23 protein-coding genes and 1 pseudogene are annotated in these 24,352 nt (G+C 53.4%); 15 read left to right on the forward strand and 9 right to left on the reverse strand.

Features of this window, described 5'->3' with window-relative positions; all coding sequences use genetic code 11:
* Nucleotides 1–144: 144 nt before the first annotated feature.
* The 15 genes from folD (at nucleotide 145) to Q0721_RS07510 (ending at nucleotide 17,548) form a co-directional block, all read left to right on the forward strand.
* Entirely contained in the window at nucleotides 145–1,023 is an 879-nt protein-coding gene (gene folD, locus Q0721_RS07440) for a bifunctional methylenetetrahydrofolate dehydrogenase/methenyltetrahydrofolate cyclohydrolase FolD (protein WP_299027664.1), read from the forward strand.
* 129 nt (nucleotides 1,024–1,152) lie between these two features.
* The gene (locus Q0721_RS07445) at nucleotides 1,153–2,538 is read left to right on the forward strand and encodes an 8-oxoguanine deaminase (protein WP_299027667.1); all 1,386 of its coding nucleotides are present in this window, start codon (nucleotides 1,153–1,155) and stop codon (nucleotides 2,536–2,538) included.
* 67 nt (nucleotides 2,539–2,605) lie between these two features.
* On the forward strand, nucleotides 2,606–4,402 hold the full coding sequence (ade, locus tag Q0721_RS07450) for an adenine deaminase (protein ID WP_299027670.1): 1,797 nt from the start codon (nucleotides 2,606–2,608) through the stop codon (nucleotides 4,400–4,402).
* Nucleotide 4,403: 1 nt separating this feature from the next.
* A complete protein-coding gene (locus tag Q0721_RS07455; protein WP_299027673.1) occupies nucleotides 4,404–5,177 on the forward strand; it encodes a GntR family transcriptional regulator in 774 nt (257 codons plus the stop codon).
* An 87-nt stretch (nucleotides 5,178–5,264) separates the two neighbouring features.
* Nucleotides 5,265–6,218: an aspartate carbamoyltransferase gene (pyrB, locus tag Q0721_RS07460; RefSeq protein ID WP_299027675.1), complete on the forward strand. Its 954-nt coding sequence runs from the start codon at nucleotides 5,265–5,267 to the stop codon at nucleotides 6,216–6,218.
* Nucleotides 6,219–6,289: 71 nt separating this feature from the next.
* Nucleotides 6,290–7,270 (forward strand): ornithine carbamoyltransferase, encoded by a 981-nt coding sequence (locus tag Q0721_RS07465; RefSeq protein WP_299027678.1) that lies wholly within the window; start codon nucleotides 6,290–6,292, stop codon nucleotides 7,268–7,270.
* 31 nt (nucleotides 7,271–7,301) lie between these two features.
* Nucleotides 7,302–8,249, forward strand: coding sequence for a carbamate kinase (gene arcC / locus Q0721_RS07470; RefSeq protein ID WP_299027681.1), 948 nt, complete (start codon nucleotides 7,302–7,304; stop codon nucleotides 8,247–8,249).
* Nucleotides 8,250–8,513: 264 nt separating this feature from the next.
* Nucleotides 8,514–9,800 carry a BMP family ABC transporter substrate-binding protein gene (locus tag Q0721_RS07475; RefSeq protein WP_299027684.1) on the forward strand — a complete coding sequence of 429 codons (1,287 nt, stop codon included), beginning with the start codon at nucleotides 8,514–8,516 and terminating at the stop codon, nucleotides 9,798–9,800.
* A 62-nt stretch (nucleotides 9,801–9,862) separates the two neighbouring features.
* Complete coding sequence (locus Q0721_RS07480) at nucleotides 9,863–11,326, forward strand: ATP-binding cassette domain-containing protein (RefSeq protein WP_299027687.1); 1,464 nt, start codon at nucleotides 9,863–9,865, stop codon at nucleotides 11,324–11,326.
* A gap of 16 nt (nucleotides 11,327–11,342) precedes the next feature.
* Nucleotides 11,343–12,386 carry an ABC transporter permease gene (locus Q0721_RS07485; RefSeq protein ID WP_299027691.1) on the forward strand — a complete coding sequence of 348 codons (1,044 nt, stop codon included), beginning with the start codon at nucleotides 11,343–11,345 and terminating at the stop codon, nucleotides 12,384–12,386.
* Between the two features lie 9 nt (nucleotides 12,387–12,395).
* On the forward strand, nucleotides 12,396–13,391 hold the full coding sequence (locus Q0721_RS07490) for an ABC transporter permease (RefSeq protein WP_299027698.1): 996 nt from the start codon (nucleotides 12,396–12,398) through the stop codon (nucleotides 13,389–13,391).
* 23 nt (nucleotides 13,392–13,414) lie between these two features.
* Nucleotides 13,415–14,668, forward strand: a complete 1,254-nt coding sequence (gene thrC / locus Q0721_RS07495) for a threonine synthase (RefSeq protein WP_299027701.1) — start codon at nucleotides 13,415–13,417, stop codon at nucleotides 14,666–14,668.
* A gap of 5 nt (nucleotides 14,669–14,673) precedes the next feature.
* The gene (locus Q0721_RS07500; RefSeq protein WP_299027704.1) at nucleotides 14,674–15,630 is read left to right on the forward strand and encodes a glycosyltransferase family 2 protein; all 957 of its coding nucleotides are present in this window, start codon (nucleotides 14,674–14,676) and stop codon (nucleotides 15,628–15,630) included.
* A 29-nt stretch (nucleotides 15,631–15,659) separates the two neighbouring features.
* Nucleotides 15,660–17,138 carry a pyridoxal-phosphate dependent enzyme gene (locus Q0721_RS07505; protein WP_299027707.1) on the forward strand — a complete coding sequence of 493 codons (1,479 nt, stop codon included), beginning with the start codon at nucleotides 15,660–15,662 and terminating at the stop codon, nucleotides 17,136–17,138.
* Between the two features lie 113 nt (nucleotides 17,139–17,251).
* Complete coding sequence (locus Q0721_RS07510; protein ID WP_299027710.1) at nucleotides 17,252–17,548, forward strand: zinc ribbon domain-containing protein; 297 nt, start codon at nucleotides 17,252–17,254, stop codon at nucleotides 17,546–17,548.
* Here Q0721_RS07510 and Q0721_RS07515 read toward each other — a convergent pair.
* The 9 genes and pseudogenes from Q0721_RS07515 to selB form a co-directional block, all read right to left on the reverse strand.
* Entirely contained in the window at nucleotides 17,539–18,309 is a 771-nt protein-coding gene (locus tag Q0721_RS07515; RefSeq protein ID WP_299027713.1) for an alpha/beta hydrolase, read from the reverse strand. The genes Q0721_RS07510 and Q0721_RS07515 overlap by 10 nt on opposite strands.
* A complete protein-coding gene (locus tag Q0721_RS07520) occupies nucleotides 18,306–19,835 on the reverse strand; it encodes a hypothetical protein (RefSeq protein WP_299027716.1) in 1,530 nt (509 codons plus the stop codon). The genes Q0721_RS07515 and Q0721_RS07520 overlap by 4 nt, the downstream gene beginning before the upstream one ends.
* The gene (hpt, locus tag Q0721_RS07525) at nucleotides 19,829–20,407 is read right to left on the reverse strand and encodes a hypoxanthine phosphoribosyltransferase (protein WP_299027719.1); all 579 of its coding nucleotides are present in this window, start codon (nucleotides 20,405–20,407) and stop codon (nucleotides 19,829–19,831) included. The genes Q0721_RS07520 and hpt overlap by 7 nt, the downstream gene beginning before the upstream one ends.
* A gap of 26 nt (nucleotides 20,408–20,433) precedes the next feature.
* Entirely contained in the window at nucleotides 20,434–21,006 is a 573-nt protein-coding gene (locus Q0721_RS07530; protein WP_299027722.1) for a thymidine kinase, read from the reverse strand.
* A gap of 140 nt (nucleotides 21,007–21,146) precedes the next feature.
* Nucleotides 21,147–21,431 (reverse strand): DNA-directed RNA polymerase subunit alpha C-terminal domain-containing protein, encoded by a 285-nt coding sequence (locus Q0721_RS07535; RefSeq protein ID WP_299027767.1) that lies wholly within the window; start codon nucleotides 21,429–21,431, stop codon nucleotides 21,147–21,149.
* Nucleotides 21,414–21,623, reverse strand: a pseudogene (gene rpmE / locus Q0721_RS07540) (50S ribosomal protein L31); the annotation flags it as partial. The gene Q0721_RS07535 and the pseudogene rpmE, both read right to left, overlap by 18 nt.
* A gap of 56 nt (nucleotides 21,624–21,679) precedes the next feature.
* On the reverse strand, nucleotides 21,680–21,946 hold the full coding sequence (gene rpmA / locus Q0721_RS07545; RefSeq protein ID WP_299027725.1) for a 50S ribosomal protein L27: 267 nt from the start codon (nucleotides 21,944–21,946) through the stop codon (nucleotides 21,680–21,682).
* Nucleotides 21,947–21,950: 4 nt separating this feature from the next.
* On the reverse strand, nucleotides 21,951–22,271 hold the full coding sequence (rplU, locus tag Q0721_RS07550; protein ID WP_299027728.1) for a 50S ribosomal protein L21: 321 nt from the start codon (nucleotides 22,269–22,271) through the stop codon (nucleotides 21,951–21,953).
* A gap of 144 nt (nucleotides 22,272–22,415) precedes the next feature.
* Complete coding sequence (selB, locus tag Q0721_RS07555) at nucleotides 22,416–24,344, reverse strand: selenocysteine-specific translation elongation factor (protein WP_299027731.1); 1,929 nt, start codon at nucleotides 24,342–24,344, stop codon at nucleotides 22,416–22,418.
* Nucleotides 24,345–24,352 lie beyond the last annotated feature (8 nt).

The raw sequence follows: 24,352 nt of genomic DNA on the forward strand, positions 1-24,352 counted from the left end.
CAGCAGAAATTTGTCATATAAGTTGATGAGAGGTGACGGATGCTTTAACTTGTAAACTGTTGTAAAATGTCAGAGAACTTAAGCGGGGATTTTCAAAACCGAGTTTAAAATACATGCCTTGGCCAAAGAAAGGAGAACGAACCAATGCCTGCGGAAATCATTGATGGGAAAGCCGTAGCGGAACAGATTCGAGCCGAAGTCAAACAGGCGGTTGCGGAACGTGTAGCTGCTGGCAAATCAGTGCCAGGTCTGGCTACCGTTCTGGTAGGGGATAATCCGGCTTCTCAGGTATATGTGCGGAGCAAACGCAAGGCCTGTGAGGAAGTGGGTATTCAGTCGTTTGGGTTCGAACTACCGGCAACGGCAACACAAGACCAAGTGGAGGGGCTGGTTAGGGAATTAAATCAGGATTCTCGCATTCATGGCATCCTAGTGCAATTGCCGTTACCTGATGGATTAGACGAAGAGCGGGTGCTGGGGGCTATCAGTATTCAGAAAGACGTGGACGGTTTTCACCCTCTCAACATCGGCCGGCTAGCACAAAAGGGACGGGATCCGCTTTTTGTCCCCTGTACCCCGGCTGGCTGTCTCTATCTCATCGAACGTGTGGTGCCTTCCCTGCGCGGGTTGAATGCCGTCGTGCTGGGACGCTCAAACATTGTTGGAATGCCGATGGCGTTGCTCTTGGTACGAGCGGATGCCACAGTTACGATATGCCATTCTCGCACGCGCGATTTGCCGGCCGTAACCCGCCAGGCAGATGTGCTGGTTGCAGCCGTTGGCCGTCCTGAGATGGTGCGCGCCGATTGGGTGAAACCCGGCGCTGTAGTGATTGATGTGGGTATCAATCGCATTGAGGATCCGGCTCACCCTAAAGGGCAACGTCTAGTCGGTGATGTGGCGTTTGAAGAGGTGCGTCAAGTTGCAGGTTATATCACCCCAGTACCGGGCGGAGTTGGGCCCATGACCATTGCCATGTTGTTGAAAAACACTTTGCGAGCAGCAGAACTGGCAGAAATGTGACAAAAATCATGTTGTCAGACAATTGACAAATTGGCAACTTTCGGTTAATCTATAAGCGTCCAAGTGATCAACAGGGCAAGCCGTGACCAAACCTCCTTTCTTCCTCCTTCCTGAGTGGTTGGTGTGACCATGTCCACCCTCCTTGTCAAGCACGCCGCGCTTCTTATCACTATGGATGGCCTCCGCCGGGAAATTCCCGGGGGAGGTCTTTTCATTCGTGATGGTTTTATCGAGCAGGTCGGACCAACTGCGGAGTTGCCAACGACAGCAGATGAGGTCCTCGATCTGCGGGGTTACATCGTGCTTCCGGGGTTGATCAACACCCATCATCATTTCTACCAAACGCTTACCCGTGCAGTCCCAGCCGCACAGAATGCCAACTTGTTCAACTGGCTGAAGACGTTGTACCCGATTTGGGCGCGGATGACCCCGGAAGATATTTACATCTCTACGCAGACCGCGCTGGCCGAACTGGCGCTTTCGGGATGCACCACCGCCTCGGATCATCTTTACCTATTCCCTAACGGGTCACGCCTGGATGATGAAATTGCGGCTGCCCAGGAAGTGGGGGTGCGTTTGCATGCCTCACGGGGTTCGATGAGCCTGGGAGAAAGCCAGGGTGGTTTACCACCGGATAGTGTCGTGGACACCGAGGATCACATCCTGCGCGATAGTCAGCGCTTAATTGAGGCTTACCACGATCCTAAACCAGGGGCGATGGTGCAGATTGTGTTGGCGCCGTGCTCACCGTTCAGTGTGACAGGAAACCTAATGCGAGAAAGTGCGCGGCTGGCGCGGCAATACGGGGTTCATCTCCATACCCATTTGGCCGAAACTCAGGATGAAGAGGTCTTTTGTTTGCAAAGGTTTGGCTATCGCCCCGTGGCCTACATGGAACATCTGGAGTGGGTGGGAGATGATGTTTGGTTTGCTCACGCTGTGCACGTTAACGCAGCAGAGATCCAGGTTTTTGCTCGTACCGGGTGTGGAGTGGCACATTGCCCGAGTTCCAATATGCGCCTAGCCTCGGGAATTGCGCCGGTGATGCGTTACCTGGCTCATGGAGTCAAGGTTGGACTGGGTGTGGATGGTTCGGCCAGCAATGACAGTTCGCACCTGTTGGGCGAAGCGCGGCAAGCCATGCTGTTGGCGCGTTTGGGTGCAGCACTGGAAGGGGCCTCGCTCTCCAGTGAAGACGCTCCGCCTCTGATGACTGCTCGCCAAGCGTTAGAACTGGCGACGCGAGGTGGTGCGGCTGTGCTAGGGCGCAGCGATATCGGCTCGCTGGAGCCGGGCAAATGTGCTGATTTTGTGGCCTTTGATCTTAACGCGCTGGATTACACCGGCGCGTTGCATGATCCGGTGGCGGCACTAGTATTCTGCCAACCCCAACGAGCGAGTTACACCGTTGTGCATGGTCGTGTGATCGTCAAAGATGGGGTGTTGCAAACCCTGGACTTGCCGCGTCTGATTGAGCGGCATAATCGTGCTTCCCAACGCTTATTGCAAGGTTAGTTTGCGATCGAGTCTTTTATAGGTTGTTCACTGTGCTCTCGTTAGGGCCCTTTACCAGGAGGAGACTATGTCCAAGTCAATTACCCCTGAAATGACCCGTCGTTTAGTTGATTGTGCTATGGGGCGCCTCCCCGCTGACAAGGTTATTCGGAATGGTCGTTGGGTATCTGTGCAGACGGGAGAGGTTATTCCCGCTACGGATGTGGCAGTCTTGGGTGAGCGTATTGCTTATGTAGGACCGGACGCGAGTCATACCATTGGCGAGAAGACTGAGGTTGTAGATGCACAAGGGGCATACCTTGTGCCTGGTTTGTTGGATGCCCACATGCACGTTGAATCGGGCATGTTAACCGTGACCGAATTCGTTCGTGCCGTGGCGCCACACGGCACGACAGGGATGTTTATTGATCCCCATGAAATTGCTAATGTATTTGGGTTGAAAGGCGTGCGATTAATGGTGGACGAGGCCGCCATGCAGCCCATTCATGTGTTTGTGCAAGTGCCTTCCTGTGTTCCTTCAGCACCGGGCTTGGAAACCCCGGGTGCGAGTATTGGCCCTGAAGAGGTGGCTGAGGCCATGACCTGGCCGGGGATCATCGGCCTAGGTGAAATGATGGATTTTCCGGGGGTTTTCCAGAGCCGTGAGAAACCCCATGCAGAGATGGCCATTGCGCGTAATGCGGGTAAAACTGTCGGAGGGCATTATGCCTCCCCAGATCTGGGGCTGCCTTTCCATGGATATGTGGCGGGTGGGGCTGAGGATGATCATGAGGGGACACGGCTGGAAGATGCAGTAGCCCGGGCGCGCCAGGGAATGCGAGTGATGATGCGCTATGGTTCAGCCTGGCATGATGTGGCAACCCAGGTGCGCGCGGTGACCGAATTGGGACTCGATGCACGCCGATTTTTACTCTGCACCGATGATAGCCATTCAGCAACCTTGGTGCAAGAGGGGCACATGGATCGGGTGGTACGTCATGCTATTGCGCAGGGATTACGGCCTGTCACGGCGATCCAGATGGCAACCATCAATACGGCTGAACATTTCGGCGTTAGCCGTGATTTGGGCATGATTGCTCCAGGGCGTTTTGCCGATATTTTGCTAGTTCCCGATCTGGTTAATTTCCGTCCAACGGCGGTGATGGCAAAGGGACAGTGGATTGCCCGTGAGGGGCAATGGTTGATTGAATTGCCAACAGTGGCATATCCGGATTGGGCATTACATTCTGTGCATCTCAAGCGTCTGCTCACGGCGGAAGATTTTAAATTGGTGGTCCCCGAAGTTCAACAGGGGCAAGTTACGGCGAATGTCATTGGCGTGATCGAGAATCAGGCCCCAACCCGGCATCTGCGCCTGACAGTGGAGGTGACCGATGGTGAAATCAAGCCCGATATACCGCGGGATTTGGCTAAAATCGCATTGGTAGAACGCCATCGGGCAAGTGGAATTGTGCAAGTTGGCTTGGTGCACGGATTTGGTTTTACCGAACGATGCGGCATCGCCACAACTGTAGCGCATGATAGTCATCATCTCATCGTAGTTGGTACTGATGAGGTGTGTATGGCGCAGGCTGTCAACGCCTTGGCAGAGTGTGGGGGCGGCCAGGTTGTCGTGAAAGATGGTGAGATCATCGGTAAGGTTGAGTTGCCCATTGCCGGGTTAATGTCGAATCAACGCGCCGAGGTGGTAGCGGCTCAAGCGGAGAGCGTCCTGGAGGGATTCCGGGCCTGTGGGTGTAGGTTGAATAACCCCAATATGCAATTGAGCCTGTTAGCCTTGGTGGTCATTCCTGAACTACGCATTTCCGATCTGGGCCTGGTGGATGTAACGCAATTCAAATTCATCCCGGTTGTAGAGAGGTGAGATGGAAAATCAACATCCTTACCAGCGTTTGCAGGTTCAGCTGGCCGAATTGATTGCTAATACGCCGCCAGGTCAGCGTTTGCCCTCGGAGCCCCAGTTGGCGAAGGAATTGGGGGTATCACGGGCAACTCTGCGCGAGGCGATGCGTTCCTTTGAAGGACAGGGGCTCATTCGCCGTCGTCAGGGAAAAGGCACATTTGTAGTTCAACATCCTCGGGTCATCGAATCGGGCCTGGAAATTCTGGAGAGCCTTGAGACTCTCGCTCAGCGCATTGGTTTACAAGTGCACATGGGCGAATGTACCATCACGCAGTTACCCGCGGATGCATTCGTAGCGGAAGGTTTGCGCGTTAAGGCAGGAACTCCGGTCGTGCGGGTGGAGCGCGTCATTCACGCCGATAATCGCCCGGTGGCTTTTCTGATTGATATCTTGCCGGATGATGTTCTGACCCCTGAAGAACTCAATGAAGGCTTCACGGGTTCAGTCCTGGATTTCCTTTTGCATCGCGGCATGCCCCAACTTGCTGACTCATTCACCGAAATTCGGGCGGTGGCGGCACCCTCAGATATTGCGCGGCGTTTGGAGATTCAGCGTGGGGATGTACTGCTGATGTTCCAGGCCCAACTCTTCGATGCCAGCGGTCGGGTGGTGGATTTCTCCCAGAGTTACTTCTTGCCCGGCTATTTCCGCTTCCATGTTGTGCGTCGGGTTGGGGTACCCGTTAGACCGCTTGAATTTGAAGCGCAAGAAGGAGGTGCTAAGCCGGTCGGATAAAGGCTCAAATATGTCAAATTGCCGCACGTTGCGGCATGCTCAACAATCCTACAACCCAAACATTAAAACATTCGGAGGTTTAAAACCATGCGTAGTTTTCTTGGACGTGACATTCTTTCTTTGAAGGACTTTGAACGTGAGGAGTTCTTCCGCATTTTTGAAGTGGCCGAGCAGATGGAGCCCATTGCGCGCAGCCGCCGCAACAGCAACTTGCTGGCCCACAAAACGCTGGTCACTGCTTTCTATCAGCCCAGCACCCGCACCCGCCTGGCGCACGAAGCGGCCATGCATCGTTTAGGTGGCCATGTGACCGGTTTTGCGGATGCCAAAATGACCCGCGCGGGCGACTGGTATCAGGAATCCATTAAGGACACTGTCAAAATGCTGGAGTTTTACGGCGATGTGATCGTGATGCGCCATTTCCAGCAGGGCGCCCCACATGAAGCGGCTAAATGGGCCAGTGTGCCGGTTATCAATGCCGGTGATGGCTGGGGGGAACACCCGACTCAAATCCTAACCGACCTTTATACCGTTCTGCGCGAGAAAGGCCGTATTGATGGCTTGAAATGGTTGGCTGTGGGGGATATGCGTATGCGCACCATGCACTCCTTGGCCTATGCGCTGACCCAGTTTGACTGCCCGATTACTTTTGTAGCGCCGCCTGAAATGTCGCTGACCGAGGAGTTCAAGGCTGAACTGCGTCAGTACAGTCTCAACTTCAAGGAAGCCGAGCATGTGGAGCAGGTGATCCACGAGGCCGATGTCATCCTGGTTGAGCCAGTGGTGCAACCTGATTACACCAAGGCCCGCGATGAACGTAAGGGTGATGTGGGACAAACGCCTGCCAATTACAAGATCACCCGCGAGTTGCTTGAGCGCAAAGCCAAGGAAGGTGCCATCCTGCTGCACTCTCTGCCGCGCATGGATGAGATTCCCACCGATGTAGACATTACCCGCTGGTCACGCTACTGGCAGGAGGCTTTCTACGGTGTGGTGATGCGCATGGCCCTCCTGGCGCTCGTTCTGGGTGCGATGGAGTGATTTGAACATCTCGGCTCTGAGAGCCTACCCAGGCTCTCAGAGCCACCATTTTGTGAGAAAGGAGAGGTGCGATGCAGACCTATTTGCGTGGACGTGACCTAATTGGTGATCTGGACTTCTCGAAAGAAGAAGTCGAAACTGTGCTGGATGTGGCTTTTGACCTGAAGCGCAAGCGTGCTTTGGGTGAGCCCACCCCGTATTTGCGGGATAAAGTTTTGGCTATGCTGTTCTTCTTCAGCAGCACCCGCACCCGTGGTTCGTTTGAGGCAGGTATGGCACACCTGGGCGGTCATGCTGCATTTATCGAAAGCCGTACAACCCAGATTGCTCATGGCGATACACCCAAGGAGATTGGTGAGATCTTTGGTCGTTATTTTGATGGTATTGCCATTCGCCATGTGGAGTGGGGGGTTGGGAACAAGTATATTAATGACGTGGCCAAATATTCCCGTGTGCCAGTTCTTAATATGCAGTGCGACATCTATCATCCCTTCCAGTGCCTGGCCGATCTGATGACCATCTTTGAGAAGAAAGGACGCGATCTGCGCCGTAAGAAGATGGTGGTTTCATGGGCCTATGCTGCTTCTTACCAGAAGCCCATTTCGGTACCTCAATCCCTTATCCTGCAGATGCCGCGCTTCGGTTTGGATGTCGTGTTGGCTCATCCACCCGAGTTCCGCCTCATGCCAGAGATCATGGATATGGCACGGGAACAGGCGCGCAAATACGGCACCGGATTTGAGGTGGTGGATGACATGGATGAGGCCTTCAAAGATGCCGATATCATTTATGCCAAATCCTGGGGGGCTCTGGTTCACACCACCGATACCGAAGAGGGCGCGCGGTTGCTTCAGAAGTACTCCAATTGGATCACCGATGAGCGCCGCATGGCGCTTGCCAAGCCGGATGCTATCTACATGCACCCGCTGCCGGCTGACCGTAATATTGAGGTAACGGATGGTGTAATGGATGGTCCGCAGTCGGTGGTCTATGATGAGGCGGAGAATCGCATGCATGCCCAGATGGCCGTCATGGCCTTGACGATGGCCTAAACTAATTACGCGTGAGTGAGGTGAATGAGGTATGGAACGGAAAGGTGTAGCGGTAGTTGCAGTAGGTGGAAACTCACTTATTAAGGATGCTCAGCATCAAACGGTTAAAGATCAGTATGAGGCAGGCGCTGAGTCCATGCACCATATTGCCGGCATGATTGCTGAGGGCTGGGATGTGGTCATTACCCACGGGAATGGCCCGCAGGTGGGCTTTGTGCTGCGCCGGTCCGAATTGGCCCGCCACGAGCTGCACGAGGTGCCGTTGGACGTATGCGGTGCCGACACCCAGGGGGCAATTGGCTATATGTTCACTCAGGCACTTTATAATGAGTTTCTGCGCCGTGGAATGAACAAAAAGGCCGTGGCCGTGGTGACTCAAACCGTGGTAGATCGTAATGACCCGGCCTTCAAGAACCCCACCAAACCGATTGGGTCGTTCATGGATGAGAAGACCGCCAAGGAACGTGCCGAGAAAGAAGGTTGGGTGGTGGTGGAAGATGCCGGGCGAGGTTGGCGGCGTGTGGTGCCTTCACCGATCCCGATTGAAATTGTGGAAGCCCCAGCTATCCGCACCCTGATTGACGCCGGATTCGTGGTGGTCGGTGTGGGTGGCGGTGGTATTCCGGTGGTGCGCACCGAAACCGGCGAACTGGTTGGGGTTGAGGCAGTGATTGATAAGGACTTTGGGTCTTCGCTGCTGGCTACCATGATTAAGGCAGATGTTTTCATCATTAGCACCGCGGTCGAAAAAGTAGCGCTGAATTTTAACAAGCCCAATCAGGTCTGGCTGGATAAGATGACCGTTGCTGAAGCCAAAGCCTATATGGCAGAGGGGCACTTTGCCAAAGGCTCCATGCTACCCAAGATTCAGGCCTGCATCCGCTTCCTTGAGAGCGGTGGTAAGGCAGCTCTGATCACCAACCCGGAGAACTTAACGCGGGCGCTGCATGGTGAAACTGGCACCTGGATTGTGCCTTAATTTGTAGCCTTTCTGGCGGGGGAAGGGTGGGTTTCTCACCCTTCCCTGCGATTGGCGAGTTTATTGGGTTTTATCAATTAAAATACGAGCAATAGGTGGCCTAGGGGCAATGTGAACAGAATCCTAACTTTTTCGGAAAGGAGGTGAGTCCCAGCAAAGAATCACACGGTAAATTTTCAGCCCGACTTAGTGTTTCTCGTCCATTACAGCGTCCATTCCCAAACTCTGATTGCTCAAAGTCTAAGTTAAGGAGGAGGAAGAATCATGAAACGCACGTGGTTTGTCCTAAGTGTCCTGTTGGTACTGGCCGTGTTGCTGGCTGCATGTCAACCCGCCGCAACGCCCGCGCCGACAACGGTACCGACTCAACCCCCCGCAGAGCCCACCAAGCCAGTGGAGTCAACTAAGGCCCCCGAAGCCACTCAACCGGCACAACCGCAGGAGTTTGTGTTTGGGATGTTGCTGGTTGGCCCCTATAACGACCATGGTTGGAGTGAGGCCCACTACAATGCTGGTCTTTACGTTGAGCAGAAGGTGCCCGGCGCGAAGATGATTTACATTGATAAAGTCAACTCAGCCGATCGCCCTGGCACTACACCTGAGCAGTTGGCAGAAGATCTGGTTTCCAAAGGCGCTAAACTGGTGATCTTCAACTCCGATGATATGAAGGATGGCGCCGAAGCATTCGCCAAAGCCCATCCGGAGATCATTGTGATTCACGCCTCGGGTGATGGGGCTTGGAAAGAGGGCAAGAACTACCGCGGTCTTCCCAACCTTGGCAACGTGATGGGGCGCATGGAATACGGCAAAATGATCGCTGGCTGCGCTGCGGCGCTCACCACTAAGACAGGGCAGATTGGCTATTTAGGTCCGCTTATCAATGATGAGACACGCCGCCTGGCCGCTGCGACCTATTTGGGGGCCCGGTACTGCTGGTCAGAGTACCTGGGGAAGGATCCGGCTCAGCTCAAATTCAAAGTAACCTGGATTGGCTTTTGGTTCAACATCCCCGGCGTGACCTCTGACCCGACGCAAGTTGCGGATGATTTCTTCAACAGTGGTTACGATGTGGTCATCTCTGGCATTGATACCACGGAGGCGTTAGCCGAGGCAAAGAAATTCCAAGGTCAGGGTAAAGAGGTGCGGGCGATTCCCTATGATTACATTGGTGCCTGCAAGGAGGGCGAAGAGGTCTGCTTAGGCGTGCCGTACTTCAATTGGGGACCGATGTACGCCAAATACGTTCAGGAGGCCATTGCAGGCACCTGGAAGCCCTCGTGGGATTGGGTCGGTCCAGACTGGAACGACATCAACAATCCAGATACCAGCCATGTGGGCTTTGTAAAGGGTGCGGCGCTCTCGGCGGATGCCTCGGCTCAGTTGGACAAATTCATCTCTGAACTGGCCGGTGGCTTGAATCTGTGGAAAGGCCCGCTTAATTTCCAGGATGGTACTCCCTTCCTGAAAGAGGGTGAGGTTGCTACCGATTTCCAGGTCTGGTACCTGCCGCAGTTGCTGGAAGGCATGGAAGGTCAGAGCGTCAGTCAGTAGGTTCTGAGTATCAGGGGGAAGGCAGGAAAGCCTTCCCCCATTTCCAAACGACCGGGTGAGACATGAACGTTGAGCTGATCAACATCCATAAGTGGTTCGGTCCAGTGCACGCTAACGATGGGATCACGCTGAGAATCCCCAGTGGTGTGATCCAAGGGTTACTCGGTGAAAACGGGGCCGGAAAAAGTACGTTGATGAAAATTCTCTCGGGGTTTTATCAGGCGGATGAGGGTGAGATTCGCCTGGATGGTAAGCCAGTTAAGATCGAATCGCCTGCGGATGCGATTCGTCATGGAGTGGGAATGTTGCATCAGGACCCGTTGGATTTTCCACCGATGCGCGTGGTAGATAATTTGCTCATTGGTCATCGAGGTGGACTGTTCCCTAACCGCGCTGAGGCGATTCGGGCCATGCAAGATTTACAGGCGCGGTTCGGTTTCAATATTGACCCATATGCCTACGTGGACTCTCTAACGGTCGGTGAACGCCAGCAGTTAGAAATCATGCGCTTGTTATGGCTGGGGGCGCGTGTGCTCATTCTGGATGAGCCCACGACAGGGATTAGTGCTAACCAGAAGGAGAAACTCTTTGCTACCCTGCGGGCATTAGCTGAGCAGGGAATGACGGTAATTTTTGTGTCCCACAAGCTCGAAGAAGTAGAAGAGTTATGCCATCGAGTGGCTGTCTTGCGCCAGGGTAAATTGGTGGGAGAGGTTGAACCACCCTACCGAACTGAAGACCTGGTTAAGTTGATGTTTGGCAAAGTGGTGCTGCCAGAGGATAAGACGCATTTCGATTCGAAGGAATCCCTATTCCGTCTGGAAAATTTAAGCATTGAAGACTATCGCTTACAGATTCGCAATGTCAATCTAACTGTGCACAGGGGAGAAGTGATTGGCCTAGCAGGCATGGAGGGATCAGGTCAGCGTCAATTCCTTCAGGCTTGTGCGGGGATTATCCGCCCTGTGGCTGGTGAGATTTATTTAGGTGAAAAGCGTCTGACTGGGCGACCTTATCGCGAATTTCTGGAGGCAGGTATTACTTACGTGCCAGCAGCGCGTTTGGAAGAAGGACTGATCCCAGGGCTAACGCTGACCGAACACTTTGTGTTGGCTGAACCGCAGAACGGGTTTGTGGTTAATCGCCAGAAGGCGGAAGTGCTGACGACCCAACGCATTGCAGACTTCTCGATCAAGGGCGTGCCGAGCAGCACGGTGGAATCACTCTCAGGAGGTAATCAACAACGGGCACTTCTGGCCATGTTGCGACAGCCTCTAAGCGTGATTTTATTAGAACACCCAACACGTGGCCTAGATATCGAGTCAACTATCTGGATCTGGGGAAAGTTAAAAGAACGCTGCCGTCAGGGCACTGCGATTATCTTCACCTCAGCCGATTTGGAAGAAATATTGCACTATAGCGATCGCATTCTGGTTTTCTTCGGTGGCAAAGTCTCACAACCAATTGAAGCCACCAAGACCAGTGTCGAAGAATTGGGCCAGTTAATCGGTGGCAAGGGATTCTAGAGCAAATGGAGCAGCCATGGTAAGAACCTCATCACGGTGGACCAATTTTGTCTTTCAGCTCCTAGCCATTGTGTTGGCACTGGCATTCACCTCCTTAGTAATGGTGCTGGCGAAAGCCAATCCCCTTGAGGCCTATCGTAACATTGTTGTCGGCTCGTTAGGATCAATTAACAAGTTTAGCGATGTTCTGGTGGCCTGGGTGCCGCTTCTACTGGCCACCTCAGGACTTTTGGTTACTTATACAGCAGGGTTGTGGAATATCGGTGTGGAAGGTCAGATCACGTTGGGGGCAATCTTCACCACTTGGGCATTGCGGGTGCTTCAGGATAGCACGCTCTCCCCCGGGCTGATCATCGTAATCGGCTTTTTGAGTGGGGCTCTGGGCGGAATGCTATGGGCAAGCGTTGTGGCATTTCTTAGAATTTATGGCGGCGTTAATGAGATTTTTGGTGGTCTGGGCATGAATTTTGTTGCCACAGCATTGACCATCTGGCTGATTTTCGGCCCCTGGAAGCGCCCCGGGATTGGTTCAATGAGCGGCACCGAGCCCTTTAAAGAGACCCTTTGGTTGCCCACTTTTGCAGGATTGCGCATTAGCCCCTGGTCATTGGTGATAGGGATTATTGGTATTGCGGTAATTTACATCTTGTTGCAGGGCACCTATTTTGGCTTGAAACTGAAGGCTGTGGGACGGAACCGACGGGCTGCGTTTTTGCTGGGTATTCCTACCACCCAATATATGTGGGCGGCATTTCTACTGTGTGGTCTCTTTGCTGGATTAGCCGGAGCGGTACAGGTCTTGGGCGTTTATCATCGCCTGATCCCCTCCATCTCATCGGGGTATGGTTTCCTTGGGATGTTAGTGGCGATGTTGATCAATTATCAGCCGGCTTGGGCTGCACCCGTAGCCATGTTCTTTGCAGCACTCAACATTGGCAGTATCCAGTTGCCAATTGTGATGAAATTAGACTCAACGCTTTCGGGAGTGTTGCAAGGTGCATTGGTATTAGCCGTTTTGCTTATGGACGGCGTCCGTCAACGCTTATTGCGACGGCGATAAGGAGGGCGCATGGATACAGTGTTAGTAATTGGGATTGCGGGCATTTTGGCTTCAGCAGCGCCGATTGTGTTTGCGGCAATTGGTGAAACAATCATCGAACGCGCCGGGGTAATCAACCTCTCTGTCAATGGGGCGATCCTGTTGACGGCAATGGCGGGGTTTGCCGTGGCTGTGACTACCGGGAGTGTTGTGTGGGGACTGCTAGTCGGGGCTCTCATTGGTGCACTGGTTGCCCTAATTGTAGCCTTTGCCAGTATTACCCTGAAACAGTCTCAGGTCGCCGTTGGTTTTGTACTGGCTCTGTTGTGCCGTGATTTGGCCTATTTCCTGGGCAATCCTTATATGGGGCGTTCGGGTCCGCGCTTGCCTCACCTGCCTGTTCCGGGATTGGCTGACATTCCCGTGTTGGGAGCGATTCTCTTCCAGCACGACTTAATGACTTATATGAGTTTTGCATTGATCGTTCTGGCGTATGTGTACATTTTTCGCACGCGCCCGGGATTGGTGTTGCAAGGCATTGGCGAACGACCTGCGGCGGCCTATGTGCGGGGGGCCAACGTTAACCTATTACGCTATGTGTACACCGTTGTTGGCGGGGCTTTGATCGGCTTGGCAGGCCCTATGTATTCGCTCAGTGTAAAAGCGGGCTGGAAAGGAACGATTTCTGGTCTGGATGGTATTGGTTGGATTGCCCTGGCCTTAACTATTTTCGGCGGTTGGAACCCCCTACGGGCAGCGTTGGGAGCCTATTTCTTTGCCCTTCTGCAATGGTTGGGGCTGGTGCTTCAGCCTAGCCTTCCGAACATCCCTTCACAAGTGCTTCAGGTTGCGCCATTCCCGCTGATGATTCTTACCCTGTTATTGGTCAATATTGGCAATGCCGAGTGGGTAGATCGCACTTTGGCGGGGTTGCCCGAAAAGGCGCGCCATGCCGTGGCGCGCGTGTTGCGCGCAATGCGCACTTCACCACCCGCGGCTTTGGGAATGCCGTTTGAGAAAGAATGATTCAATCCTAAGGAGTGATGCTCATGGCAGATTTTGTTGGTTATCGCTGTTCGCTGTGTGGCACCGACTATCGGGTGGATCAGGTGATGTATACCTGTCCAAAAGATGGGGGCAACCTGGATGTGATTCTAGATTACGCCGGGATCAAGAGCCGTTTTCAGATCAATGACATTACAACCCGCAAAGATTATTCCATCTGGCGTTACTTACCCTTGCTACCAGTGCAGGACCCAGGTGGTGAAGGGACGCCTTTGCGGGCAGTAGGTTGGACGCCGGTGTATTCTCCGCAACGTCTGGCTCAGGAGTTGAATTTGAAGACCCTCTGGGTTAAGGACGAAGGGCGTAACCCTACGGCTTCTTTCAAGGATCGTGCTAGCGCAGTCGTAGTAGCACGTGCGCGACAGATTCAAGCCGAGGTGGTGGTAACGGCCTCGACAGGTAATGCCGGGGCTGCACTGGCGGGCATGGCGGCAGCTATTGGTCAAAAGGCCGTGATTTTTGCGCCAAAAACCGCACCCCCCGCCAAGGTGGCGCAATTGCTGGTCTTCGGAGCCCAGGTCATTCTGGTGGATGGTAACTATGATCAGGCATTTGACCTGACTATCCAGGCCAGCCAGGAGTTTGGGTGGTATTGTCGCAACACTGGCTACAATCCCTTTACGGCTGAGGGCAAGAAGACAGCGGCCTTGGAAATCTGGGAACAGGTCATTTTGAATATGCGCCCCGGCTACCGACCGTTATGCGTCTTCGTTTCGGTGGGGGATGGAAATATCATCTCGGGGCTCCATAAAGGCTTCAAGGACCTGGTGGCATTAGGGTGGTTGGAGCAAATGCCACGCATCTTTGGTGTCCAGTCTGAAGGGTCTGCCGCCGTAGCCAATGCCTTCTTCAAAGGCACTGAGGTGATCGAACCTGTGGCAGCCCAGACCATAGCGGATAGTATTTCGGTTGACTTGCCACGTGATGGTGTACGCGCAGTGCGTGCGGCGCGGCAAACCAATGGGGCTTACATTACCGTTCCAGATAGCGAAATTTTGAAGGCCATTGCCGATTTGGGACGGGTGGGCATCTTTGCTGAACCGGCAGGAGCAACCGCCTATGCTGGATTGAAGAAAGCCTTGCAGCAAGGGCTGATTGGCTCCGAGGATCCGGTTCTGGTGCTGAATACGGGTAGCGGGCTAAAAGATGTCCGGGCAGCGATGCAGGCAGTTAAGGAAGCGCCGGTAATTGAACCTACCCTTTCCGCGCTTAAGGCCCACTTGAGTCGTTCAGCGTGAGGATTATGGAAACGCCCACCTTTTCGATTGTGGTGCCGGTTTACAATGAAGAAGGGTGCCTGGAGGAGCTTTATCACCGGGTTACGGCGGTGATGGATAGCACGGGCGAACCCTGGGAGCTTGTGTTTGTAGATGACGGCTCACGAGATCGCTCCACCGAGATCATCAAGCACTTAGCTGAGCAAGACCGACGGGTACGCCCCATCATTTTTGCTCGCAACTTCGGTCATCAGATTGCGGTGACAGCGGGATTGGATTACAGCCGTGGTCAGGCTGTGGTGATCATTGATGCGGATCTGCAAGACCCGCCTGAGGTCATTCTCGACCTCATCAATAAGTGGCGTGAGGGATATGAGGTGGTCTATGCTGTCCGCACCGAACGCGAGGGTGAGACCTGGTTCAAAAAGGCCACCGCAGCGGCTTTCTACCGCCTGATTTACCGCATCACCGATGTCAAGATCCCGGTAGATACGGGCGACTTTCGCCTTATGGATCGCAAGGTGGTAGATGTGTTAAGCCGCATGCGGGAACATCATCGCTTCCTACGTGGTATGTCAGCATGGGTGGGCTTTCGCCAGATTGGAGTGCCATATAAGCGTGCCCCTCGCTTTGCAGGTGAGACCAAATATCCGCTACGCAAGATGCTGCGCCTGGCGCTGAATGCCATTACCAGTTTTTCCTATTTTCCATTGCAATTGGCCACTTATATGGGTTTCATCGCAGCAGGTTTGGCGATCCTGGCTATTCCCTTTGTAATTGCCCTGCGTGCTCTCCAGCCCCAGGCCTTCTTCGGTCAAGCCTCTACCCTGATTGCGGTGTTGTTCCTGGGCGGGGTGCAACTGATCTCCTTGGGTATCCTGGGTGAGTATGTGGGCCGCATTTATGACGAAGTCAAAGGGCGCCCACTTTATGTTGTACGCGAAGCGCCTTCTGATGATCAAACCATAGCGGAAAAACTATAATCCAAAATCAAGAAGAGGAGTGTGTAACGATGGCAAAGATTGATTTAACGGTCATTCCGGAACGGCGTGAACGAACGATCCAACGTGTCCGGGAACGCAATATCATTATTCCCACTTTTGCTCAAATGAAAAATCCCGATTTGATCCCCGCACGGATCAAAGAGGAACTGCGCAACATTGGGTTATGGGATGTTCATCCTCGCAACCTTTTCCGCATCACCTGGAAGAACGAGCCGGTTCCCTTCGGTGGTGGTTTTGGGCCAGTCAATATTCTGGAATTTCCTAGTAGCCTGACCGGCGTACCGGCACGGATTATTGGCCTGGTGGGCAAGTGGTTCCCAACGGGTGCACATAAGGTGGGTGCGGCATTTGGGTGTTTGGTGCCGCGTCTGGTAACCGGACAATTTGATCCGACCACTCAAAAAGCTGTATGGCCCTCAACCGGAAATTATTGCCGTGGTGGGGCTTATGACTCAGCATTACTGGCTTGTGACTCGATCGCCATCTTGCCAGAAGGCATGAGCAAAGAACGTTTTGAATGGCTTTCAAAGATTGCTAGTGAAGTGATTGCGACCCCCGGTAGCGAATCTAACGTGAAAGAGATCTTCGATAAGTGCTGGGAACTGCGTCGCTCCGGGCAGGATCTGATGATCTTCAATCAGTTCGAGGAATTTGGTAACTACCTATGGCACTATGACGTAACCGGCCACGCGATGGAAGAGGTTCTCAAGCGTGTAATGGGCCCCAAGGATGAATTCCGCGGTGTGGCATTGACGACTGGCTCGGCGGGAACTATTGCCTGTGGCGACTACCTGAAGCAGATCTTCCCCAACAGTAAGATTGTGGCGGGTGAAGCCCTGCAGTGCCCGACCCTCTTTGAGAATGGTTTCGGCGCCCATCGTATTGAGGGGATTGGTGACAAACACGTGCCGTGGATTCACAACGTTAAGAATACGGATCTAGTGGCCGCCATTGACGATAATGATGTGGTGGCAGTAATGCGCTTATTCAACGAACCCGCGGGTCGGGAGTACTTAGTGCGCAAAGGTGTGCCTGAGGAGGTGGTTTCGAAATTAGATCTCCTTGGTTTCTCAGGGATTGCTAACTTGCTCTCGGCAATTAAGACGGCGAAATACTATGAGATGGGTGAGAATGACATCATGCTCATTGTGCTGACTGACTCTATGGAGCTTTACGGTAGTCGTATCCAGGAGTATCGTGATCAGTTTGGTGAGTTTACACCCTATCATGCGGCTGAGGCTTATGCACGAAGCCTGCAGGGGCAAAGTGTGGATTACTTGCTTGAACTGCGTTATGCCGATCGTCGGCGTGTCCATAACCTGAAATACTACACCTGGGTGGAGCAGCAAGGTAAGACCTACGAGGAAATCTTGGCTCAGTGGTATGATCGAAACTACTGGACCGAATTACAGAGCCAGGTGGAAGAGATCGACGCGCTTATCACGGAGTTTAATGAACGTGTCGGCTTGATCAAGCAGTATCAGTAGTAATAGTTACAGGTGGCTTGTAACCGCCCCGTCTCTTACTGAGACGGGGCGGTTTCTTGTAGTAAAATAGTGCCTATTGAGACCGCTGACTTTTCAGGGAGGGAGCAGGCCTTATGCAAACATGCTCACGTTGTCAAACTCAATCCCCCGACACCGTCGCGTTCTGTCCGACTTGTGGAGCGGATCTGCGAGAATTTTCAGTGGCTATGGTGGCTCTCAAGAAGATGCAGGCCAACCCACGTGTTAGCATGATTCGTCTAGCAGTGGCTGCCGAGGCGTGTCCGACCTGCCGCAAAATGCAAGGCGCCTATCCAAAAGACCGAGTGCCGCTTTTGCCCATCGAAGGTTGTTCTAACGCTCTGGGATGCCGATGCTTTTACGAGCCAGTACTGACGGAGATTTATCCGTGAATCTGGTGGATCCAATCGAGAAGAGCCTTGGCTAGTTCAACAGGAGCTTCAAGCATGGGGAGGTGGCCTACTCCTGGAAGTTCCACCCAGGTGGCTGTGCTCAGAGGCTCCAACATGGTTCGGATTCGGGTGGGGTCAATCAGCGAGTCTGCTGAACCGGTAACCACTAGGAAGGGCACATGGAGTGCGCGTAGCCATGGATTGGCGTCCTCCCGTTCGGCCATGCCGAGCAGGGCTTGAATAGCCGTCTGAGGTGAGCAGGACTGAATGAAGAGGCGCACTTTCTCTTGAACGGCAGGCGATGATGTGAGTCGTTGCGGCATGTCCTCGAGTAAGGGGAGAATTCCTCGGTTGCGGATTTGGGCAACGGTGTGATACCGCGATTCACGACGTGTGGATGAGTCGGGATCAGCATGCGAGGCCACCAATGCTAGACCGGCTAGGCGTTCTGGATACTGATGTGCGAAGGCCAGCGCAACATATCCTCCCATGGAATGACCAACCAAGGCGGCTTGAGGTAGATTCAAGTGATCCATAAGGTAGCACACATCATCGGCCAGTAGAGACATTGCAAGCACATCGGCGCTGGTGGGCGATTCTCCGAAGCCGCGTAAATCCGGCAGTACCATGCGTGCGTAAGGAGCCACATGGGGGATTAGTGCATCCCAAAGGTGGCGGTTGAAAGGGAACCCATGGAGAAAGATTACAGGTAGGCCCTCCCCATGAATCTCGTAGGCCAATAGAACGGGTTGGGGGCTCATGATTGACCTCCGTTCAGAGCAGATTCCTTCCAGGCGGCTAACAGGTCCTGGGCAAGCCGCAACGCTTCCTCGCGCGTGTTGATTTCGCCGCTGGCCTGGGCTTCTCGGATTGCCTCGAGGAGCCTACCAATCAGGGGGCTTGGTGAAAGTCCCAGCACGGCCATTAGATCATTGCCTCGTAAAAGGGCAGGGGGGTGGATGGTACTGTCCTGCTGGTGCCACCAGGCTTCCATCAGTTGCTGGCAAACGGCTAATTCTTGCTTCCAAATTTCCTGGGGTAGCGTTGTGTGATAGGTGGCTAGCGTATCAGCGAGCGAGAGCAAGCAGATATCTATGCCGGCCATGCCAACATCACGGAAGAAGCGGTAGGTGGCTCGGCGGCTGAGGCCTTCTCGTGCGTTAGCCAAGTGGTGAATACGCATGTGATGCCGAACAACTTTTACGCCGTGCTCAATCTCGTCATTGCTAAGAGCAAGGGCTCGAGCGCGCTCCTCGAAGTAAGTCTGGCTTATACGTTCGTGACCGATAAAACTCAGACGACCGTTGGGATGAGCGCCCGCACTTTCGGGTTTGCCGCTATCGTGATATGCCGCTGCTAAAAACAGCAATGCTCTCAGGCTGCGGTTGGGGTTCAGACGTGTACTATAATGGGATATCAGTTGGGTTCGAAAGCGCCCCAGGTATAAAGTGGTGCTGCCCATTACAAGAGAAGCAGTCTTATCTTCGTTGTAATCGGCTACAAGAAGGGCAAAAAGTCGTTCCAAATAATCGAGTGTGGCAAGGGTATGCTCCCAGACATCGAACACATGGGGGGATGGTTGGGGAACTCCCTTTAGGAGAGGCAGCTCGGGGAGAAGGTAAGGCAGTATCCCCAAGCGATCCATCAGTTGGAAGGCGGTTTTAATGTCCTCGCCCTCTAACATGCGAAAGAGCTCATCTCGCTTTCGCTCGGCAGAAACCCGATCCAGCAATGGCACGGCTTGGCGCAGTTGAGTAACAGTCTCAGGCAGTAAGTGGAACTTCAGGGCATTGGCCAGCCGTATCCCGCGCACTACACGCAACGGGTCATCTACAAAAGCGCTCTCTGAACAGGCTCGCAGGCGTTTTTCGCGCAAGTCATGAGAGCCTTTGAGGGGATCAATCAGCACATTGGGCTGGCTTACATCTACAGCCATAGCGTTGATGGTGAAATCACGGGCACGTAGGTCTTGTTCAATCCTTAATCCCCTCAGACGTGAGAAATCCAGGGTATAGGGTTGCCCGCTCTTGTTTCGCCCAAGGACGCGATAGGTCTCATGCTCCTCGTCCATGATGTAGAGAGCGGCGCCCAACGCATCGGCGACGGTGCGGGCAACAGTATGCACCTCATGGCTGACCGCAAAATCCAGGTCATGACTGGACTTTCCCAACAAAGCATCCCGTAGCGCACCACCTACCAGAAAGATGCGCCGATTGGTATGGCTCAATCGGCGTAACAGGGGGTACAGAGTGGGGATGGGGAATAAATTCTCAAAGACAATTAACATTCGTGTTGCATCCGACTTTGCTGATATTTTTCCTCATTAACGACGCCAATAAAGGGCAAGTTGCGGTAGAGTTCATCCAGGTCCAGCCCGTAGCCGAACACAAATTTGTTGGGGATGGTAAAACCGACGTACCGTAGAGGCACCTCAACTTCGCGTCGTTCGGCTTTATCTAGCAATGTGCAAACGGCTAGGCTGCGGGGGTTGCGGGCTGAGAGCAAGTTAATCACTGAAGCAAGAGTGCGACCGCTATCTATAATATCTTCAACAATCAACACATCGCAGTTTTCAATGCTGGTATTAAGGTCAAGGGTGATGCGCACCTGACCAGTGGATTGACGATTACCAGCACCATAGGAGGAAACCGCCATGAAGTCCACCATGTGGGGGATAGTCACGTGACGAATGAGGTCGGTCAGAAACATGACCCCACCGCGCAAAATACACAACAGAATCAGTTTTTCTGATCCCTTATAATCATGGCTGATTTGAGCCCCCAGTTCGGCTACTCGCTGTTGCAAGGCCTCTTCCGAGATCAGAATTTCTTCCAGAAATTCCTCATAGCCGCGGCACATTGGACATAGCTCCTTGGGGTGTGGGCTTAGTCACGAGGAACAATATGATGTTTTCGACAACGGGCTTCGTATAGCTCAGAGGCGCCTACAATGATGACGGGATCGTTGTAATGCGCGGGTTTACCATTGACCAAGCGTTGCGTGCGGCAGGCGGGTTCGCCGCACACCATACAGATGGCTTGTAGTTTATCTACTCGCTCGGCCTGTGCCATCAGGATAGGCATGCATCCAAAAGGTTCTCCCCGGAAGTCGGTGTCTAATCCGGCCACGATGACCCGAACGCCGCGATTGGCCAGGTCTTGGACTAAACTGACAATGGCCTCATCAAAAAACTGGGCCTCATCAATTCCTACCACGGTTGTTTCAGGATCAAGATATTTGAGAATGTCACTGGCTTTTTCAATAGGGATAGCGTCGAAAGCCGTTCCAGCGTGAGAGGTGACCTGTTCATTGCCGTAGCGCTGGTCTATCGCGGGTTTGAAGACTTGCACTTTTTGGCGGGCAATGGTAGCACGGCGTAGCCGCCTTATTAATTCATCCGTTTTTCCACTAAACATGGAGCCGGTAATGACTTCTACTGAGCCAACCTCATGTTTCATGTACTGCTCCTTGGGCAAGGGGTATGGGCTGAAGTTATTCTGATTTTAACCCAATCCATCAACGTTCTGAGAACAAAGCGGGTAAAAAAATCAGGCAGACGCGATGCTACGTCTGCCTGATTGGCGTCTCGTATCTGAGCCTAAACAGTAATTTCTTCCGCAGCAGAGGGGAGGGTATAACCCAACTGGCGCAGGCGTTTCTTGAGATTTATCAGGGATTGGCGACCAAATCCTTCGATCGCCAATAGCGCTGCTTCCCCCTCGGCCAGTTTCTCAAGCACTTGCCCCACGGTGGTCAGCCCTGCTTTCTCGAGGGCTTCGGTTGGACGAGTTCCAAGGTTAAGGTCCGCAATGGGCCGATTAGGCGAGGTGCGCTCCTGCTCACGGGCCTTTTGAGTTTCGACATACTCCTGGCGGGCTTGCAGGCGTTTATAAAAGCGGTCTACCTGCCCTTCTATATCCAGGATGCGTTGTTGCTGCCCTGTGAAAAACGGGTGACACTTTGAGCAAACCTCAGTGTGAATTTCCTTTTTCGTTGAACCCGTCACCCAAGTGTTGCCACAGGCGCAGATGACTCGGGCGTCGGGGTAGAACGTCGGATGGATGTCTTTTTTCATGTTAGCCTTCCTGTCTCGCAAATTAGGGAGCCGTTAGCTTGAGGCCAAGATTGGCTTCAGGTTTCGGCTACGACCGGGACCACGCTGACGCGCTTGCGCCCTCCCGGTAATGTTTCAAATACCACCACGCCGTCGGCAGTTGCGAAGAGCGTATCATCTTTGCCGATGTCAACATTTAAGCCAGGTTTAATTCGGGTACCACGTTGCCGAACGAGGATATTTCCTGCTAACACATACTGTCCGGCAAAGCGCTTTACGCCCAAGCGCTGGGAATTGCTATCACGACCGTTTCGGCTGGAACCGCCACCTTTCTTGTGTGCCATAGGACTACTCCACCACAATAGAATTCACTAAAAGGCGTGTATACTGCTGGCGATGCCCCGTCTTGACGCGGTAGCGCTTCTTGGGGCGATACTTGAAGACAATGATCTTGGGGCCCTTGAAGTGCTCCTGAATAGTTGCTTCAACTCGGGCACCAGGTACGGTGGGGGTGCCAACCCGCACCCGATTGTCTTCGGCTACCAGCAGGACCTGATCAAGCACAACCTGGTCGCCAACTTCGCCAGAGAGGCGATCAACCTCAAGGGTTGTTCCCTCTGCAACTTTGTACTGCTTACCGCCACTTTCAATAACCGCGTATCTCACCATTCCTCATCTCCAATCTTCACTTCGCCAAACCACACGCGCTTTCCAAAACGCTTGTGTTCGGGGAAGTTGGGGATATTATGACATGCGCAAGCCCCAGCGATCATGCCGGGGCGTCGGCAGGGTAATATTATACCTGAGTGGATCTTAATCTGTCAACGTTTGAACTGCCAGTTTCTCGCCGTGTGGAGTGAGAATGCGCACGTCCTCATTGCGCTGGGTGATGCCAAGCGTATCCAAATGTTCCAAAAATGCCAGGGCAAAGCGTCGAGAGGTTTGAAAATGATCACGAAATTGTGCCACACTAAGGGTGGAATAAGATTTTAGATGGGTTACTACAAATCGCAGCATGGTCTGATAATCCGCCTTACGGAAGACCACTTGATCAGAAACAGCAACGAGGGTGCCGTTTTCGATCAATAGATTATATATCTCATCGCCTACCATTTCGATGCATTCACGAACGGCCGGGGGCGAATAGGGATGCTCAGCGAAACGTTTTAAGAGTGCTTCTACCCGGGCATATTGTTGGGGGGCTAGTTGCACTTGATGTTGGGGATGGGCAATCATTTGCCGAAATTCACGCAAAAGCCCAGTGGTTAACCATCGAGCAAGAAGGGCCTGGAAAAGCGCGGGAGAAAGCTGCAAGCGGCTACGCAGTGCCTCGCGGGGAAGGCCCGGTCGTAAAGGGTACTGGCGGTGATAGTATTGCACTTCATTCAAGGCTTTAGCTTCCAATGTTTCCCATTGCTCCAGAGTGAGCAGGAATGTCTCGTCACTGGCGGGGGTGGTTGGCTCAAGTACGACCAAACGCGTTTTCGCTTCAGGCGCTTGAAGGATAGATTGGACTGTCTCGGCATTAAGGCCAGTACGCTTTATGGCCTCAGATAAGGGCATTGGGCCAGCAGTTTGAAGTGCGTGTAGTAGTAGCTCATCCGGGGTTCCCCGGCTTAGTGCTACAAGACGTTCCAAGACTCGGGGATCAAAACGACGATGACGGTGTTGGGGGTGGGGGTCAAGCACAATGCCTCCCCCGATAGTTTCGCCTGGTGAAGGTCGGCGCAGGATAAAGCGATCCCCGCGTACAGCAACAATTGGAGAGCGCAGTTCCAGTTGGACCCAACCCTCTTCTCCGGGTTGAAGGATTTCGGTGCCCAGCACGCGAACGCGCGCTAACACCTCGCTAGTTCCCAGAAATAACTTAACTTCGGTGTTGTGCTGGAGTGGGGTGTGAGAATCCGGGATTAGACGGCACTGGGCATCTAGGCGTTGGGTTGAGTCAAACGAGCCAGGAAAAGTAAGTACATCACCACGTCGAATCTGTCCCACTTCAACACCAGTAATGTTAACAGCAGTGCGGCTACCTGGAAGTGCCCGCTGGGTCTTCTGTTTGTGGGTTTGCAACCCGCGAATGCGTCCCCTCAGCCCGGCAGGGAGAATTTCAACTTCGTCTCCCACGTTTAGGCTTCCGTCTAGCAATGTTCCTGTAACGATTGTGCCAAATCCCACGATGGAAAAGACCCGATCTATTGGCAAGCGCGGTTTTCCTAGGTTGGGTCGAGGAGGGGTGTCTTCGAGGATATGGCTAAGTGTTTCAACCAGTGCGTCCAAACCGGCACGAGTGCGGGCTGAAACGCGCACCACCGGTGCATCCTGAAGGACTGTGCCCCTGACAGCGTCGCGAACGTCACCCTCAACGAGATCAAGCCACTCGGGGGTGTCTACAAGATCTATCTTAGTCAAAACGATGACGCCACGTTTGATGCCAAGCAAGTCCAGGATGGTCAGATGTTCACGGGTTTGCGGCATCACCCCCTCATCGGCAGCAACAACCAGCAGAGCTGCATCAATGCCGCCTACGCCAGCAAGCATGTTCTCTATGAAATCACGATGGCCGGGTACGTCAATAATACCAACCTGCTCGCCGTTGGGCAGAGTAAGCCAAGCAAAGCCCAAATCAATGGTCATTTCCCGTTCCCGCTCTTCTTTGAGGCGGTCAGGATGGGTGCCCGTCAGAGCCGCTACCAAAGTGGACTTGCCGTGATCTACATGACCAGCGGTACCAATAACGTGCATGGTGGTCG

The organism is uncultured Thermanaerothrix sp. (assembly GCF_938028735.1).
GTDB lineage: Bacteria > Chloroflexota > Anaerolineae > Anaerolineales > Anaerolineaceae > Thermanaerothrix.

Bases quoted from the DNA above. Each gene is read 5' to 3' on its own strand.
- Q0721_RS07510 (WP_299027710.1), top strand. From the start codon at position 17,252: ATGCAAACATGCTCACGTTGTCAAACTCAATCCCCCGACACCGTCGCG.
- Q0721_RS07530 (WP_299027722.1), bottom strand. From the start codon at position 21,006: ATGAAACATGAGGTTGGCTCAGTAGAAGTCATTACCGGCTCCATGTTT.
- pyrB (WP_299027675.1), top strand. From the start codon at position 5,265: ATGCGTAGTTTTCTTGGACGTGACATTCTTTCTTTGAAGGACTTTGAA.
- Q0721_RS07455 (WP_299027673.1), top strand. From the start codon at position 4,404: ATGGAAAATCAACATCCTTACCAGCGTTTGCAGGTTCAGCTGGCCGAA.
- rpmA (WP_299027725.1), bottom strand. From the start codon at position 21,946: ATGGCACACAAGAAAGGTGGCGGTTCCAGCCGAAACGGTCGTGATAGC.
- Q0721_RS07485 (WP_299027691.1), top strand. From the start codon at position 11,343: ATGGTAAGAACCTCATCACGGTGGACCAATTTTGTCTTTCAGCTCCTA.
- Q0721_RS07480 (WP_299027687.1), top strand. From the start codon at position 9,863: ATGAACGTTGAGCTGATCAACATCCATAAGTGGTTCGGTCCAGTGCAC.
- Q0721_RS07445 (WP_299027667.1), top strand. From the start codon at position 1,153: ATGTCCACCCTCCTTGTCAAGCACGCCGCGCTTCTTATCACTATGGAT.
- Q0721_RS07515 (WP_299027713.1), bottom strand. From the start codon at position 18,309: ATGAGCCCCCAACCCGTTCTATTGGCCTACGAGATTCATGGGGAGGGC.
- arcC (WP_299027681.1), top strand. From the start codon at position 7,302: ATGGAACGGAAAGGTGTAGCGGTAGTTGCAGTAGGTGGAAACTCACTT.
- Q0721_RS07475 (WP_299027684.1), top strand. From the start codon at position 8,514: ATGAAACGCACGTGGTTTGTCCTAAGTGTCCTGTTGGTACTGGCCGTG.
- thrC (WP_299027701.1), top strand. From the start codon at position 13,415: ATGGCAGATTTTGTTGGTTATCGCTGTTCGCTGTGTGGCACCGACTAT.
- Q0721_RS07520 (WP_299027716.1), bottom strand. From the start codon at position 19,835: ATGTTAATTGTCTTTGAGAATTTATTCCCCATCCCCACTCTGTACCCC.
- hpt (WP_299027719.1), bottom strand. From the start codon at position 20,407: ATGTGCCGCGGCTATGAGGAATTTCTGGAAGAAATTCTGATCTCGGAA.
- Q0721_RS07500 (WP_299027704.1), top strand. From the start codon at position 14,674: ATGGAAACGCCCACCTTTTCGATTGTGGTGCCGGTTTACAATGAAGAA.
- Q0721_RS07490 (WP_299027698.1), top strand. From the start codon at position 12,396: ATGGATACAGTGTTAGTAATTGGGATTGCGGGCATTTTGGCTTCAGCA.
- folD (WP_299027664.1), top strand. From the start codon at position 145: ATGCCTGCGGAAATCATTGATGGGAAAGCCGTAGCGGAACAGATTCGA.
- rplU (WP_299027728.1), bottom strand. From the start codon at position 22,271: ATGGTGAGATACGCGGTTATTGAAAGTGGCGGTAAGCAGTACAAAGTT.
- ade (WP_299027670.1), top strand. From the start codon at position 2,606: ATGTCCAAGTCAATTACCCCTGAAATGACCCGTCGTTTAGTTGATTGT.
- selB (WP_299027731.1), bottom strand. From the start codon at position 24,344: ATGCACGTTATTGGTACCGCTGGTCATGTAGATCACGGCAAGTCCACT.
- Q0721_RS07505 (WP_299027707.1), top strand. From the start codon at position 15,660: ATGGCAAAGATTGATTTAACGGTCATTCCGGAACGGCGTGAACGAACG.
- Q0721_RS07465 (WP_299027678.1), top strand. From the start codon at position 6,290: ATGCAGACCTATTTGCGTGGACGTGACCTAATTGGTGATCTGGACTTC.